The sequence below is a fragment of the Nocardioides sp. NBC_00368 genome, assembly GCF_036090055.1.
GTDB lineage: Bacteria > Actinomycetota > Actinomycetes > Propionibacteriales > Nocardioidaceae > Nocardioides.
Genome location: NZ_CP107970.1, coordinates 3,885,200 through 3,898,505, shown reverse-complemented (window position 1 = coordinate 3,898,505; position 13,306 = coordinate 3,885,200). Strand labels below are relative to the sequence as shown.

Annotated in this window: 17 protein-coding genes; 10 read left to right on the top strand and 7 right to left on the bottom strand. The window is 70.0% G+C overall.

Going from position 1 to position 13,306, the window contains the following annotated elements:
• The first annotated feature begins 3 nt into the window (after positions 1 to 3).
• Genes OG984_RS18590 through OG984_RS18575 form a run of 4 tightly spaced genes read left to right on the top strand, consistent with a single transcriptional unit; the run spans position 4 to position 3,999 of the window.
• Positions 4 to 1,041: an AMP-binding protein gene (locus OG984_RS18590; protein WP_328527704.1), complete on the top strand. Its 1,038-nt coding sequence runs from the start codon at positions 4 to 6 to the stop codon at positions 1,039 to 1,041.
• Positions 1,038 to 2,003, top strand: a complete 966-nt coding sequence (locus OG984_RS18585; protein WP_328527703.1) for an o-succinylbenzoate synthase — start codon at positions 1,038 to 1,040, stop codon at positions 2,001 to 2,003. Before OG984_RS18590 ends, OG984_RS18585 begins: the two co-directional genes overlap by 4 nt.
• 11 nt (positions 2,004 to 2,014) lie before the next feature.
• Positions 2,015 to 3,619, top strand: coding sequence for a 2-succinyl-5-enolpyruvyl-6-hydroxy-3-cyclohexene-1-carboxylic-acid synthase (gene menD, locus OG984_RS18580; protein WP_328527702.1), 1,605 nt, complete (start codon positions 2,015 to 2,017; stop codon positions 3,617 to 3,619).
• A gap of 35 nt (positions 3,620 to 3,654) precedes the next feature.
• Positions 3,655 to 3,999 (top strand): hypothetical protein, encoded by a 345-nt coding sequence (locus tag OG984_RS18575; protein WP_328527701.1) that lies wholly within the window; start codon positions 3,655 to 3,657, stop codon positions 3,997 to 3,999.
• Position 4,000: 1 nt separating this feature from the next.
• Here OG984_RS18575 and OG984_RS18570 read toward each other — a convergent pair whose 3' ends face one another.
• From OG984_RS18570 to OG984_RS18560, 3 genes are read right to left on the bottom strand one after another with little or no spacing between them, the layout of a single operon-like run.
• Positions 4,001 to 4,555, bottom strand: a complete 555-nt coding sequence (locus tag OG984_RS18570) for a TIGR03086 family metal-binding protein (protein ID WP_328527700.1) — start codon at positions 4,553 to 4,555, stop codon at positions 4,001 to 4,003.
• Positions 4,552 to 5,040 (bottom strand): SRPBCC family protein, encoded by a 489-nt coding sequence (locus OG984_RS18565; RefSeq protein ID WP_328527699.1) that lies wholly within the window; start codon positions 5,038 to 5,040, stop codon positions 4,552 to 4,554. Before OG984_RS18565 ends, OG984_RS18570 begins: the two co-directional genes overlap by 4 nt.
• Entirely contained in the window at positions 5,037 to 5,396 is a 360-nt protein-coding gene (locus tag OG984_RS18560; RefSeq protein ID WP_328527698.1) for an ArsR/SmtB family transcription factor, read from the bottom strand. Before OG984_RS18560 ends, OG984_RS18565 begins: the two co-directional genes overlap by 4 nt.
• A 225-nt stretch (positions 5,397 to 5,621) precedes the next feature.
• On the opposite strand from OG984_RS18560, the gene OG984_RS18555 reads away from it, so the two are divergent.
• Entirely contained in the window at positions 5,622 to 6,455 is an 834-nt protein-coding gene (locus OG984_RS18555) for a GH25 family lysozyme (protein WP_328527697.1), read from the top strand.
• Between the two features lie 22 nt (positions 6,456 to 6,477).
• Here the strand turns inward: OG984_RS18555 and OG984_RS18550 are convergent, their stop codons facing one another.
• Genes OG984_RS18550 through OG984_RS18535 form a run of 4 tightly spaced genes read right to left on the bottom strand, consistent with a single transcriptional unit; the run spans position 6,478 to position 9,164 of the window.
• Positions 6,478 to 6,756, bottom strand: a complete 279-nt coding sequence (locus OG984_RS18550) for a YciI family protein (RefSeq protein WP_328527696.1) — start codon at positions 6,754 to 6,756, stop codon at positions 6,478 to 6,480.
• On the bottom strand, positions 6,756 to 7,388 hold the full coding sequence (locus OG984_RS18545; RefSeq protein ID WP_328527695.1) for an MBL fold metallo-hydrolase: 633 nt from the start codon (positions 7,386 to 7,388) through the stop codon (positions 6,756 to 6,758). Before OG984_RS18545 ends, OG984_RS18550 begins: the two co-directional genes overlap by 1 nt.
• A 24-nt stretch (positions 7,389 to 7,412) precedes the next feature.
• Entirely contained in the window at positions 7,413 to 7,904 is a 492-nt protein-coding gene (locus OG984_RS18540; protein WP_328527694.1) for a hypothetical protein, read from the bottom strand.
• A 9-nt stretch (positions 7,905 to 7,913) separates the two neighbouring features.
• Positions 7,914 to 9,164 (bottom strand): isochorismate synthase, encoded by a 1,251-nt coding sequence (locus OG984_RS18535; RefSeq protein ID WP_328527693.1) that lies wholly within the window; start codon positions 9,162 to 9,164, stop codon positions 7,914 to 7,916.
• 107 nt (positions 9,165 to 9,271) lie between these two features.
• On the opposite strand from OG984_RS18535, the gene OG984_RS18530 reads away from it, so the two are divergent.
• From OG984_RS18530 to OG984_RS18510, 5 genes are all read left to right on the top strand, one after another.
• The gene (locus tag OG984_RS18530) at positions 9,272 to 9,853 is read left to right on the top strand and encodes a hypothetical protein (RefSeq protein ID WP_328527692.1); all 582 of its coding nucleotides are present in this window, start codon (positions 9,272 to 9,274) and stop codon (positions 9,851 to 9,853) included.
• Between the two features lie 37 nt (positions 9,854 to 9,890).
• Positions 9,891 to 10,580 carry a demethylmenaquinone methyltransferase gene (locus tag OG984_RS18525; RefSeq protein WP_328527691.1) on the top strand — a complete coding sequence of 230 codons (690 nt, stop codon included), beginning with the start codon at positions 9,891 to 9,893 and terminating at the stop codon, positions 10,578 to 10,580.
• A 19-nt stretch (positions 10,581 to 10,599) separates the two neighbouring features.
• Entirely contained in the window at positions 10,600 to 11,277 is a 678-nt protein-coding gene (locus OG984_RS18520; protein ID WP_328527690.1) for an ankyrin repeat domain-containing protein, read from the top strand.
• 27 nt (positions 11,278 to 11,304) lie between these two features.
• Positions 11,305 to 11,955: an HD domain-containing protein gene (locus tag OG984_RS18515; protein WP_328527689.1), complete on the top strand. Its 651-nt coding sequence runs from the start codon at positions 11,305 to 11,307 to the stop codon at positions 11,953 to 11,955.
• 441 nt (positions 11,956 to 12,396) lie between these two features.
• Positions 12,397 to 13,134: a hypothetical protein gene (locus OG984_RS18510; RefSeq protein WP_328527688.1), complete on the top strand. Its 738-nt coding sequence runs from the start codon at positions 12,397 to 12,399 to the stop codon at positions 13,132 to 13,134.
• The last annotated feature ends 172 nt before the right edge of the window (positions 13,135 to 13,306 follow it).

Below are 13,306 nucleotides of genomic sequence, written 5' to 3'. Positions count from 1 at the left end.
CGCATGAACGACGCGGTGGTACGGGCTGAGCGCACCGTCGCCGCGATGGCCGAGTGGCTCGCCGGAGGCGGGCCGGAGCACTGGGTCGTGGAGACCTCGGGATCGACCGGCAGGCCCAAGCGGGTGATGCTGTCGCGCGATGCGATGAGGGCGTCCGCAGCGGCGTCGGCACGCCGCGTCGGGGCGAGTGGGCAGTGGCTGCTGACGCTGCCCGATTCGTACGTCGCCGGAGCCAACGTGATCGCCCGCTCGCTCCTGGCCGGCCACGAGCCGGTGATCGCCGCCGCCTACGAATCCTTCGCGAAGGCCACGGAGGCGATGGCGGAGGGGCCGCGGTTCGTCTCGATGGTGCCGACCCAGCTGCACCGGATCGTCGAGTCAGGTGGCGACGATCTGGCCGCGCTGGCCGGGTTTCACACGCTGCTGCTCGGCGGTGGCCCGATCGACCCGTCGCTGCGCTCCCGGGCCGAGGAGTCCGGGGTGCGCGTCATCGCCACCTACGGCTCGGCCGAGACCTGCGGCGGGTGCGTCTACGACGCGATGCCGCTGGACGGCGTCGGGATCGCGATCGGCACCGACGGCCGGGTCCGGATCAGCGGACCGACGCTCTTCGACGGCTACCAGGGCGACCCGGTGCAGACGGCGACGGCCCTGGTCGACGGCTGGTTCCTCACCTCCGACGCCGGCACCCTCGACGAGGACGGCCGGCTCCGGGTCCTCGGTCGTCTCGACGACATGGTGATCACCGGTGGCGTGAAGGTGCCGGCCGCGCTCGTCGCCAGGAGGCTCCGTGAGCACCCGGCAGTGACGGCAGCCGAGACGCTCGGCACCCCTGACGAGGAGTGGGGCCAGCGCCTGGTCGCCTTCGTCGTCGGCGACATCGGCGCCGGCGCCGCCCGCGACTGGGTCGCCGCGGAGCACCCGCGCTCCTGGGCGCCGCGACAGGTCGTCACGCTCGAGGAGATCCCGCTCCTGGCCAACGGGAAGCCCGACCGGCAGGCCTTGCTCGCGCTGGTCACGAGCGACGAGGTGGAGCGATGACCGACCTGCACGTCTACTCCCTCCCGATGACCACCCGCTTCCGTGGGATCACCGAACGTGAGGGGATCGTTTTCGAGGGTGCCGGGGGATGGGGCGAGTGGTCGCCGTTCCTCGACTACGACACCCCGGAGATCGAGCCCTGGCTGCGCTGCGCCGAGGAGGCGGCCGCGGGGGACTGGCCGGCGCCGCTCCGAGAGTCGGTGCCCGTCAACGCGACGGTGCCCGCCGTCGGACCGGAGCGCGCCCACGAGATCGTGGCCCGCTCCGGGTGCGCGACCGCCAAGGTGAAGGTCGCCGATCCGGGCCAGAGCCTGGCCGACGACATCGCCCGTGTCGAGGCCGTCCGGGACGCCCTCGGCCCCGCGGGCAAGGTGCGGATCGACGTCAACGGTCTCTGGACGGTCGATGAGGCGTTGGCCTCGATCAAGGTGCTCGACCGGGCCGCCGGCGGGCTCGAGTACGTCGAGCAGCCCTGTCCCACGGTCGAGGAGCTCGCCGACGTACGCCGCACGGTGGACGTCCCGATCGCTGCGGACGAGTCGATCCGGCGGGCCACGGACCCCTACCGCGTACGCGACCTCGAGGCTGCCGACGTGGCCGTGCTGAAGGTGCAGCCGCTGGGCGGCGTACGCGCCTGCCTGCGGATCGCCGAGGACATCGGGCTGCCGTGCGTGGTCTCCTCGGCCCTGGAGACCTCGGTCGGTATGGCTGCCGGGATCGCACTCGCGGCGGCGTTGCCGGAGCTGCCCTACGCGTGCGGGCTGGGCACGGTCTCGATGCTCACCGACGACATCACCGCGACCTCGCTCCTCCCGGAGGCTGGCCTCCTACCGGTGCTCCCGGCCTCGCCGGCACCGGAGCGGTTGCTCGCCGAGCCGGCGCTGGGTGCCGCGCCGGCGCGCGTGGAGCTCTGGCGCCGGCGTCTGGCCGATGTCCGCGCCTACCGGGAAGCGCGTCGATGACGGGACAACGCATGACCACCGCTACCGAGCTCGCCCGCACAGTCGTCACCGCGCTCGTCGAGGCGCGCGTCACCGACATCGTCATCGCCCCTGGTTCGCGCAACGCGCCGCTCTCGTTCGCCGTCTTCGACGCCGCGCGGGCCGGACTGGTGCGTCTGCACACCCGGATCGACGAGCGCTCGGCCGGCTTCTTCGCGCTCGGCCTGACCAAGGTCGGCTCGCGCGCGGCGGTGATGTGCACCTCCGGCACCGCGGTCGCCAACCTGCACCCGTCGGTGCTCGAGGCGGCCCATGCGGGCGTACCGCTGGTCGCCGTCACCGCCGACCGGCCGGCACGGCTCCGCGAGACCGGCGCCAACCAGGTCACCGACCAGGTGGGCATCTTCGGGAGGCTGGTGGAGACCGTCGACCTGGCGACGGCGCCGGACGCGAGCCACGGCGAGGCCCTCGACTCCGCGCGCGGACCCGTCCACTGGAACCTCCAGCTGGACGAGCCGTTGACGCCGCCCGACCGGTGGAAGCCGGGGCGGATCGAGGCCCGCCCGACGCCGGTACGCCCCGAGCTGATGATCCACGAGTCGATCCCGACGGGAGCCGGGACGCCGCTGACGGTCGTCGTCGCCGGCGACGACGCCGGCCCGCCGTCCCGGATCCTCGCCCAGGACGGCGGCTGGCCGCTGCTCGCCGAGCCCTCCTCCGGTGCCCGCACGGGTGACAACGCCCTGCGCTCCTACCGACTGCTGCTCGAGTCACCGCTCGCCGAGCGGATCGAGCGGGTCGTCGTCTACGGTCACCCGACCCTCTCCCGGCCGGTCACCAACCTGCTCGCCCGCGCCGACGTCGAGATCATCGCGGCCCCGGTCGAGGGTGTCTGGTCCGCGCGCCCGTTCCGGGTCGACCGCACGATCCGCACGCGGCTCCACGTCGACGGCACTCCGGACACCGCGTGGCTGGAGGAGTGGCGCTCAGCGGATCGCGAGGTCAGTCGTCAGGTCGACCGGCTGCTCCACGAGCAGCAGGAGATGACGGCGTACGACGTCTCCGCCTGTGTCGCCCGCGCTCTGCCCGACGGCGGGCTGCTGGTGCTGGGCCCCTCGAACCCCGTACGCGACCTCGACCTGATGATGCGGCCCAACCGTGTCGGCGGGCGACGGAAGGTGATCGCCAACCGTGGCCTGGCCGGCATCGACGGCATCGTCTCGACCGCGGTCGGCGCCGCCGTCGGCCGGTTGTCGTCGACGCGCGCGCTCGCACTGATGGGCGACGTCACCTTCCTCCACGACTCCGGCGGTCTCCTGCTCGGCCCGGAGGAGGCCCGCCCCGACCTGACCATCGTCGTCGTCAACGACGACGGCGGCTCGATCTTCGCCTCGCTGGAGCAGGGCGCCGACGAGTACTCCGACAGGTTCGAGCGCCTCTTCGGCACGCCGCACGGCACCTCGCTGGAGGCCCTCTGCGCCGCTCACCGCATCCCGCACCTCGCGGTCACCTCCGTCCCCGAGCTCGAGGCCGCCCTCGCCTCCCCGAACGGCGGTATCGAGGTCGTCGAGGCCGCGGTCTCCCGCGGCGGCCGCAGGGAGCTCGACCTCGCCATCCGGGCCCTGGCTCGTTCCTGAGCCGGCGGCGCGGTCGGTCATGGCACAGTGTGCGCGTGACCGAACAGCCACAGTGGCCGGGCGTGGTGCCCTACGTCGACTACTACACCGGCGCCAAGCGCATCCTGGTGCTCCACCTGACCAGCGGAAACAAGATGCTCGCGAACAACCCGGGCAAGCTGCCGCCGATAGCGAGCATCGACGGAAGGCAGTACGTCGTCTACTGGGGGACGGTCTCCTTCGAGATCCCCGCCGAGCGGGCCTGCCACGTCAGCGTCCACGTCGAGGGCAACTACGTCCAGCAGGCCGCCACGATCCTGCTCTCGCCCGGAGCCGAGCAGGTGCAGCTGACGTACGCGACCCACTACACCTCCGGCGTCGGGAGCCTGACTCTGTCCTGAGTCAGGCCCGCCAGTACGGATCCCGGCCGATGAAGCCGAGGAGCTGCTCCTGGGGAGAGGCGTCGGCAGGCACCTCGACCCGGGGACCGAACTGGCCCGAGGCGCGCATGGCGTCCTCCATGGCGGCCGCGCCGACCAGCATCGCCGCGGAGCGCTCGGCGCCGAGGTCGAAGTCGCGCCCGAGGGCCCGGGACAGGTCCCAGGAGTGCATCCAGATGTCGGGGGTGTAGATCTCCGAGAGCGCGACGTCGAGCGGCTTGTCGCCCATGTGCGGGTTGGAGACCATCCGGTCGGCGGGGTCGTCGAAGAGGGCCTGTACGTCGGCGGTGTGGGCCTTCCAGGCGCCGACCGGGTCCGCGGCGACGTCGAGCGGCGTCAGGTCGGTCCCGGCGGATCCGTTCAGGAACCCTCGCGACCATTCGACCAGGTGGGCGACCACGTCGAGCGCCGTCCACTCCGCGACGGGCGAGGGTCGCGACCAGTCCGACGGCGAGGCGCTGCCGACGAGCTCGGCGAACCGCCCCGCGTCGTACGCGTGCTGCTGAGCCGGTGTCATGCCAGCTCCGCCAGGAGCTCGTCGAGCTGCTCGTAGCCCTGGACCACGCCCTTGTCCATGCCGCTGGCCATGATGGCGGCCTGGGTCTCGAAGGACTCCACGACGCTGAGGCCGGTCAGCCGGGTGCGGCCGCCGGGGAGCGGCTCGAAGGTGAGGTATTCCAGCGACGCTCCGTCGGGCGCGCCGCGCCAGGTGAAGGTCTGCACGATGCGCTCGTTCTCGCGCACCTCGTGGAAGCTGCCGAAGAACTGGGTGAACTCGTCACCGTCGCGCTCGGCCGAGTAGGCCCACGAGCCGCCGGTGCGGAAGTCCCACGTGGTGATGTTCATACCGACGTCGCGCGGGCCGAGCCACTTGGCGTACAGCTCCTTGTCGGCGTGAGCGCGGAAGACGAGCTCCGGGGGAGCGTCGAACTCGCGGACGATGGTGATCGTCGGGGCCTCCTTGGAGGCCTCGATCGTGGTCTCGTGCTTCGTGGTGGTCATGATGCGTCCTCTTCTCGGGCTGGTTCTCGGGCTGGTTGGTCTTCCTGCATCTCGGCGAGCAGCGCGTCCAAGCGTCGGTAGCGCTCTTCGGCCTGCTGTTGGTATCGCTCGATCCATTTGGTCATGAGGTCGAACACCTCCGCTTCGAGGCGGACGGGCGCGCGGCGTGACTCCCGGCTCACCAGGCCGGCGTCCTCGAGCACCTTGAGGTGCTTGGAGACCGCCTGGAGGCTGACGTCGTAGGGCGCCGCCAGCTCGCCGACGGTCGCGTCGGCCGACGAGAGCCGGGCGATCAGGTCGCGCCGGGTCGGGTCCGCCAGTGCCGCAAAGACTCGGGAGAGTCTGTCCTCGCTCATCCGTCACTCCTCAACCATTTGGTTGATAACGACGTTAGGTCGCCGCGTACGGCCTTGTCAACCATTTGGTTGAGTAACTTGCTTACCGGAAAACATTCCCCGGGGGACATGGGTTGCGGCACCATGTTTTCCCAGTGCAGTCCTCCTCGGGCCTGTTTGTCTCGGGCTCCGATTCGACAGGAAAGGCGTAGCCCCATGAGTCCTTCGCGCCGTAGATCCATGAGAGTGACCGCGTTGACCGCCGGTCTCCTCCTCGCCATCTCCCTCTCCCCGACCCAGTCCGCCGCCGGCGCCGCCGAGAAGGAGGACCGACATCTCACCCAGAAGGCGAGGTCCCACGGGGTCACGTTGGAGCACGGGGCGTACGTCGGCTGGTCGACGCCCGGCTCGCACGCCGAGGGTGGCACCCCGCAGGAGCAGCCGATCACGGCCCAGGCGTCCGTGGCGGGCATCGACGTCTCCGGTCACCAGGGCAACGTCGACTGGGCCTACTGGTGGGGCCAGGGCAAGCGGTTCGCCTACATCAAGGCGACCGAGGGCACCTACTACCGCAACAGCACCTACTTCCCGCAGCAGTACAACGGCTCCTACAACCAGGGCTTCATCCGCGGCGCCTACCACTTTGCCAACCCCTCCGACTCCGGCGGTGCGGCGCAGGCCGACTACTTCGTCAACAACGGCGGCGGCTGGTCGGCCGACGGGAAGACGCTGCCGGGCGTGCTCGACATCGAGTACAACCCCTACAGCGGCGGCACCTGCTACGGCCTCTCGCAGGCGTCGATGCGCTCCTGGATCGCGGCCTTCCTGGACCGCTACCGCTATCGCACCGGCCGCGACGCGGTCATCTACACGACCACCGACTGGTGGACGACCTGCACCGGCAACACCTCGCAGTTCGCCAGCGCCCACCCGCTCTGGATCGCGCGCTACGCCAGCACGCCCGGCACCCTGCCGGCCGGATGGGGCTACTACACCTTCTGGCAGTACACCTCGTCACCGCTGGACCAGAACACGTTCAACGGCGCGTACGAACGCCTGCAGGCGCTCGCGCTGGGGTGATCCCTCCGGGTGGCCCCGGTCCTCACAGGCCCAGCTGGGACTTCCAGGAGCCGAGGACCGGGGTCCACTCGAAGATCCGGCGCTCCTTGATCAGCCCGACCGCGAGGAACGGGTCGTCGTCGACGACCGCCTCGACCGTGGCGATGTCGCCCTCGAAGACGAGCAGGCCGGAGCCGTCGGAGGTGGGGCCGGAGAGGACCAGGTCGTCCTGGCTCGCCAGGAACCCACGATGGGCGTCGAGGTGCTCGGCGCGTACGTCGGGGAGGTCGTTGTAGGCGTACAGGACTGCGACGAGGGCCATCAGAGGTCGGCCCCGTCCGCGAGACGTACGTAGCCGCGCTCGGCCGGGATCAGGTTGGCCGCCTGGGTGTCGAAGACCCCGGAGCCGAACTCGGAGTAGACCCGGTCGTGGATCGCGACGGTCCGGGAGGCGCCGACCTCGCGGGCGAAGTCGATCAGCTCGGCCGATCGGGCCCACGGCGCCGAGACCGGCAGGAAGAGTACGTCCACGGCCTGGCCGGGACCGTCGAGTGCGTCGCCCGGGTGGAAGATCTTGGTGTCCCCGGCCTGGATCAGGTAGCCGGAGTTGTCGAAGTGGGGCATGTCGGCGTGGATGACCGCGTGCTTCTCGTTGACCGCGGTGACCGGGAGCCCGGCGACGAAGGACTCGCCCGGCTTCACCACCGTGGTCCGCTCGTGGACCGCGGGAGCACCCTTCTGGATCTGTGCCGCGACCGCGCCGATGGTGTAGACGGGTGCGTCGCTGCCCTCGAGGAGCGCCGGGCTGTAGTGGTCGGGGTGCTCGTGGGTGATCAGCACCGCCGTCGCGCCGTCCAGCGCCTCGGGCTGCGCGAACACGCCCGGGTCGACGACCACCACCGCCCCGTCGTGCTCGATCCGGACACAGGAATGGCCGAACTTCGTGATCCTCATGCCGCCGAATCTATCGCGGGTGGGTCAGACGTCGGAGCGGACCATGTTGGCGAGCCACAGGCCGAGGAAGGCGGGGAGGAGTACGCCCCAGCCCATCTGCACGGCCGAGTCCTCCGGCAGCGCGACCACGCCGATCATGGCGAGGGCGCTCGGCAGCGCGCCCGACACGATGGCGATGCTCGTCTCGGCGGCGGGGTGGTTGCTCCGGGAGTAGGCGAGATAGAGGCCCATCGCCCCGGCCGCCACGGCGTAGAGGATCGTCAGCACCGCGGCGACGACCAGCAGCTTGTAGGCGCCCGGGGCGTCGTCGGGACGGTCGCCCAGCCACGCGATCGCCGACCAGAACCCGAAGCTGTCACCGTCCTCGCCGTCGTCGTGGACGATCCGGTAGGCCGGCACCGAGATCATCGCGACGATCAGGACCGGAACCACGAGCAGCTGCGTGCGTGCCAGCCGGTCGGCGGTCTCCTCTCCTTCGCGCAGGGCTGTGCGGATGAGGCCGTCCGAGTTCTCCATGAACGGAGGTTAGGACAGTGCGTCGCGGATCGGGACGAACTTGGCCTGGGTCTCGGCCAGCTCGGTCTCCGGGTCGGAGCCGGCCACGATGCCGCACCCGGCGAAGAGGCGGGCGGTGCGGTCGTCGATCATCTCTGCCGAGCGCAGCGCGATGCCCCACTCGCCGTCGCCGGAGGCGTCCATCCAGCCGACCGGCCCGGCGTAGCGGGCGCGCTCCATCGACTCGATCTCGGCGATGAGCGCGACGGCGTCCTCACGCGGCGTGCCGCCGACCGCGGCCGAGGGGTGCAGCGCGGCGGCCAGGTCGAGCGAGCTCACCCCGTCGCTGGCCACGCCGGTGATGTCGGTGGCCAGGTGCATCACGTTGGGGAGCTTGAGCACGAACGGCGCGTCGGGCACGTTCATCGAGGAGCAGTGCGGTTCCAGGGCGTCGGCGACCGACCTGGCGGCGTACTCGTGCTCCTCGAGGTTCTTCGACGACTCCGCCAGCGAGGCGGCGAGAGCATGGTCGAAGTCCTCCTCGCCGGTGGGCCAGATCGTGCCGGCCAGGACGCGGGAGGTGACCAGGCCGCGCTCTCGGCGCACGAGCAGCTCGGGGGTCGCGCCGAAGAGGTCGTCGACGTGGAACGTCCAGCACGTCGGGTACGCATCGGCCAGCCGCCGCAGCACGGCGCGGATGTCGATCGGTGCGTTGGCCGCGGCCAGCAGGTCGCGGGCGAGGACGACCTTGTCGAGGTCGCCGTGCTGGAGCCGGGAGACGGCGTCGGCGACGATCCGCATCCAGTGCTCACCGTCGACGTAGGCATCGGCGAAGACGACGTCGCGCGGCGCCTCAGGGTCCGGCGCCGGAGCCAGCGCGGGAGGCGGCGTGGCGGCCGGTCCCACGGTCGTCACCCAGGCGGTGTCGCCGCGCTTGCCGACGACGACCGCGGGCACCTTGAGCACGGAGAATCCCGGAAGGTCTGCGAAGGCGAAGGAGCCGAAGCCGACCAGTCCGGTGCCGGGCTCTCCCACGGGATCGGAGACCGTCGAGACGGCGGCCAGCTCCTCGAACCACTTCGCCGCGTGCGCGAAGCGCTCCGGTCCGGACGTACGGATCTCGGCGGCGGTGCCCCAGCCGACCAGGCCCTCGCCGTGGCGGACCCAGGACAGCACGCGCCGGCGGGCGGGCAGCAGCGCGAGCAGGTCGTCGAGCGTCTCCGAACCGGCGTCGAGCGCCACGGTGGTCGCGACCAATGACCGCTGCTCAGACTCACTCACACGCCCAGCGTATCGGCGTGGTGTCGGCCGAGACGAGTCGAAGTGATGTATGCGGCATTGCGCCCCGTTTGCCATCCACCACCATCGGGGTTGTAGCGTGCGCTGGCGTGAGTACCAACAAAGAGCAGTCGTTCATCGCAGAGAACGGCATCACCCTCGGCATCATCGCCTTGGCCCTCTTCGTCGTGCTGGGCGTTGGCCTGCCACGGTGGGTTGGCGACTCCGAGTCCCATTCGGGCGTGAAGATCACGCTCCCCGAGACGCTGTCGGGCGGTTACAAGCCGGCCGACAAGAAGTCCTCCTACGACCTCGACGTGATCAAGCAGCAGGGCGCGTCCGAGGACCAGCTGGACCTGTTCATCAAGCAGAATGCGGCCAGCTCGAAGACCGAGGACCGCAACGTGTCCGACGCGCTCGGGTTCTCGATGGCCTCGCGCACCTACATCACCAAGGACATGAAGAAGTCCGTGATGATCCGCGCCTTCGCCGGCGACGGCAGCGCCTACTACGGCGGCGGCGAGGTCTCCAAGGTGCGCGACAACGTCTGCTACTCCAGCGCAGACCAGTCGACCGGTCAGACCCAGGCGACCTGCTCGCACGCGTCCAACGACCTGACCGTCCAGGCGACCGCTGCCTCGAAGGAAGACGCGGCGAAGTACGCCGACGAGATCTTCGAGAAGCTCGCCTGAGTTCGGGCCGGACAGCGACCCGAGACAGAATCAGCCCGTGACCCGAGCAGATCTGGACAAGCAGCCCGGCGACGTCCGTCGGATGTTCGACGCCGTGGCCAAGCGCTACGACATCACCAACGACGTGCTCTCGCTCGGCCAGGACCGGCGCTGGCGGCGTGAGGTGATCAAGGCCGTCGACCCCAAGCCGGGCGAGCTCGTGCTCGACCTGGCCGCCGGCACCGGCACCTCGTCCCAGCCGTTCCTGGACGCCGGCGCCTCCGTGGTGCCGACGGACTTCTCGATCGGGATGCTCCAGGTCGGCAAGCAGGCCAAGCCCCACCTGCCGTTCACGGCCGGCGACGGCACCCGGCTGCCCTACCGCGATGCGACCTTCGACGCGGTCACGATCTCGTTCGGGCTGCGCAACATCGTCGACCCGGCGGCCGGCCTGCGCGAGCTGCGCCGGGTCACCCGTCCCGGTGGCCGGATCGTGGTCTGCGAGTTCTCGCACCCGACCTGGAAGCCGTTCCGCACGCTCTACGTCGAATACCTGATGAAGGCTCTTCCTCCGGTAGCGCGCGCGGTATCGTCCTCCCCCGACGCGTACGTCTATCTCGCTGAGTCCATCCGGGCGTGGCCAGACCAGGCAGGTCTCGCCGAGATGCTCTCCTCAGCGGGTTGGCAGTCGCCGACCTGGACGAATCTCTCGGGTGGAATCGTCGCACTTCATCACGCAACCGCTTGATCTCTGCGAAAGTTCAACTATGACCACGACGTTGCCATGGGACGGCATCTTGATGCCTCGCGAGGCCTACGGGCCCGCAGCGGTCAAGGCCAGGGACTCGCTCACCGACGCGGCCGCGCAGGGAGACTGGCGCCGCGCGCTCTCGCAGGTGCGCAACGACTACACCGTCGGCGTCAACACCTGGAAGATCGGCGGCGAGTCGATGTTCACGCCGCTCCACCACGCCGCCTACCTCGGAGCACCACGGGAGACGGTCCAGGAGCTGCTCTCGCTGGGCGGTGTCCGCTCGCTGCCGACTGCGCACGGCGAGACGCCCTACCAGCTCGCCAAGCGGCGCGGTCACGACCACCTGCTCGACATGCTCGACCCCTACTTCCGCCCCGGCACCCCGCTCGGTGACAACCTCGAGGCCGTCAACCACCACGTGAACACGACGCTGGCCGAGCTGACCGCCGAGTTCCGCGGCGACCACCAGCTGCGTACGTTCGACGTCCGGCTCATCTCCGAGGAGGGCGGCCCCGACGAGGCCTGGTTCACCGCTCCGGGGATGTACGGCGGCATCCGGATCGGCATGTTCTGGGGTCGCGCGCACCTGGAGTACAACTCCCGCCTGGGTGACTCCTACGCCGTCGTCGGCCCGGAGGGCTCGGCCTACGTGAGCCGCTCCAAGCGCGCCCTCCCCCTGCCCACCCGCTGACCGTACGCCGCATGCGAGAGTCGTCCCATGGATGACGTGGCAGCCGACCTGATCACCGACCTGAACCCCCTCCCGGACGAGATCGGCGGAAGGCTGCGAGCCCAGCTGGAGTTCATCGCGGAGGCCGACAGGCTCAAGACGATCCTGCGCGCCTCCCCGCTGGCCGCGGCCGACCGTCGTGAGAACGACGCCGAGCACTCCTGGCACCTGGCGCTGATGGTGCTGCTGCTGGCTGAGTACGCCGACGAGCCGATCGACGTCGGGCATGCGATCAAGCTGGTGATCATCCACGACATGGTCGAGATCTACGCCGGCGACAGCCCCGTCTTCGACGCCGCGGCGGTCGTCGACCAGGTCGAGCGTGAGCTGGCCGCCGCCGACCGGCTCTTCACGATGCTGCCGCCGGACCAGGCGGGGGAGATCCGGGCGCTCTGGGACGAGTTCGAGGCCGCTCAGACTCCCGAGGCGCGCTTCTGCAAGGCGATGGACCGGCTCGAGCCGATGCTCCTCAACTGGCTCAACCGCGGTGGCACCTGGAGCATGCCGGGTGCCACCGAGGCCCGCGTACGCGCCCGTGAGGCCGGCGTCGTCGCCGCCTCGACGACTCTCGGTGCGGCCACCGACGCCATCGTCCGTGCGGGGCTCGCCAAGGGCTGGATCCGTCCCGATCCCGACTGAGGATGACCTGACCCCGTTTTCCCCATATTCCCGCGGGGGTATCCAGTACGCTGCGGCGACTTCGGACTGTGGGGACGCTGAGGAGGGCCGCCCGTGGATGCGGATGTGGTGCCGGGCTCGGTAGCACACTGGACCGTCACTCTCGATGATCAGCGTCGGCTCGAGTGGGCTTTGGTGAGGTTGCGGCTGCGGAGCTGGCCCTACTGGGTCCTGGGGCTGGTTCTGCCGGCGTTGATGATCGGCTCCGCCTGGTTCGGGATGCGCGATCTGGGGCTTGATCCGGTTCGCGATGTTGTCGATCGACTGATGATCTTGACATTCGGAGTCGCGTGCCTGGCACTCACGCTGCCGCTGCCGCTCTGGACAGTCCCTCGCCGCGTGAAGCGCGAGCTTCCTGTTGGAGCCACTCTCGTCGCATGGACGACGGAGAGCGGATTGGGTGTGCGCACGCCCAACCGACTCACCTTCTACCCGTGGCCGCGGCTGGCGCTGGTCGAGGCGGGGCCGGTGCTCGTGCGGTGTCGGCAGGAGGGCGCGAAGACGTTGGCCGTACCGGCGTATCTTCCGACCGGACCGGATGAGGTGTCGCGGTCGATCGACTTCCCGGCCCAGCTCATCGGGCCGGAAATCGGGCACGAGCTGGCACGGAGAGCAGGCCAGGAGCTTGCGCAAGCTCCGCTGGCCGGGCGGCCGACCGTCGTCGACCGTGCTCTGAGGTGGCGGATCATCCGGGCGTGGTTGTGGACGCAGTTCGGCATCACGGCGCCGTTCGGCATAGTGACGTGGTTGGCCCCGGCTGCGATCGCCCTCAACATCGCGCTCCATCTGGCCGGTGGCTCCTACAGGATGGCTGCCTTCTTCGTGGTGGCAATCCTGCTCAACCCACTCATCTGGCTGTTTTCCGGCGAGGGTCGGATGTCGGGGATGTATCCCGTCGGCGCCACCGTCACCGGGTCTGTGGGTGAGTGGCTCGAGATCCAGGGACCCTGGGGGAGTGTCGCCTGGCACTCCTCGTGGTTGAAGCGGCGCAGGATGACCAAGCACACCGTGACGTACGAGGTGGTGCAGATCGGCCCCGGCGGACAGCCTGTCTCGCAGGCCGACGTCGAGAAGCGGATCGTCGTGATCCCCCGAGTGTTCCTCGACGCACCGACGCCGGCAGCCGCCGCCGACGTCTGACCCGTCACAACCCCGCCATGGCGTGATTCTGCAAGCGTTTGCCGCCGGATGCGCGGGCACTTTCCCACCATGGCGGGAAAGTGCCCGCGCGCCATTTCAGCAACCCACTTGCAATCCGCCGCAGGAGTGGCAGGATGTGAGTTGGCCCACATTGTGATTCTATTCACAAAGT

What these genes read in the sequence shown, in the direction of transcription:
- OG984_RS18590 (WP_328527704.1), top strand. Translation starts at nt 4, where the DNA reads ATGAACGACGCGGTGGTACGGGCTGAGCGCACCGTCGCCGCGATGGCC.
- OG984_RS18585 (WP_328527703.1), top strand. Translation starts at nt 1,038, where the DNA reads ATGACCGACCTGCACGTCTACTCCCTCCCGATGACCACCCGCTTCCGT.
- menD (WP_328527702.1), top strand. Translation starts at nt 2,015, where the DNA reads ATGACCACCGCTACCGAGCTCGCCCGCACAGTCGTCACCGCGCTCGTC.
- OG984_RS18570 (WP_328527700.1), bottom strand. Translation starts at nt 4,555, where the DNA reads ATGACACCGGCTCAGCAGCACGCGTACGACGCGGGGCGGTTCGCCGAG.
- OG984_RS18565 (WP_328527699.1), bottom strand. Translation starts at nt 5,040, where the DNA reads ATGACCACCACGAAGCACGAGACCACGATCGAGGCCTCCAAGGAGGCC.
- OG984_RS18560 (WP_328527698.1), bottom strand. Translation starts at nt 5,396, where the DNA reads ATGAGCGAGGACAGACTCTCCCGAGTCTTTGCGGCACTGGCGGACCCG.
- OG984_RS18550 (WP_328527696.1), bottom strand. Translation starts at nt 6,756, where the DNA reads ATGGCCCTCGTCGCAGTCCTGTACGCCTACAACGACCTCCCCGACGTA.
- OG984_RS18545 (WP_328527695.1), bottom strand. Translation starts at nt 7,388, where the DNA reads ATGAGGATCACGAAGTTCGGCCATTCCTGTGTCCGGATCGAGCACGAC.
- OG984_RS18540 (WP_328527694.1), bottom strand. Translation starts at nt 7,904, where the DNA reads ATGGAGAACTCGGACGGCCTCATCCGCACAGCCCTGCGCGAAGGAGAG.
- OG984_RS18520 (WP_328527690.1), top strand. Translation starts at nt 10,600, where the DNA reads ATGACCACGACGTTGCCATGGGACGGCATCTTGATGCCTCGCGAGGCC.
- OG984_RS18515 (WP_328527689.1), top strand. Translation starts at nt 11,305, where the DNA reads ATGGATGACGTGGCAGCCGACCTGATCACCGACCTGAACCCCCTCCCG.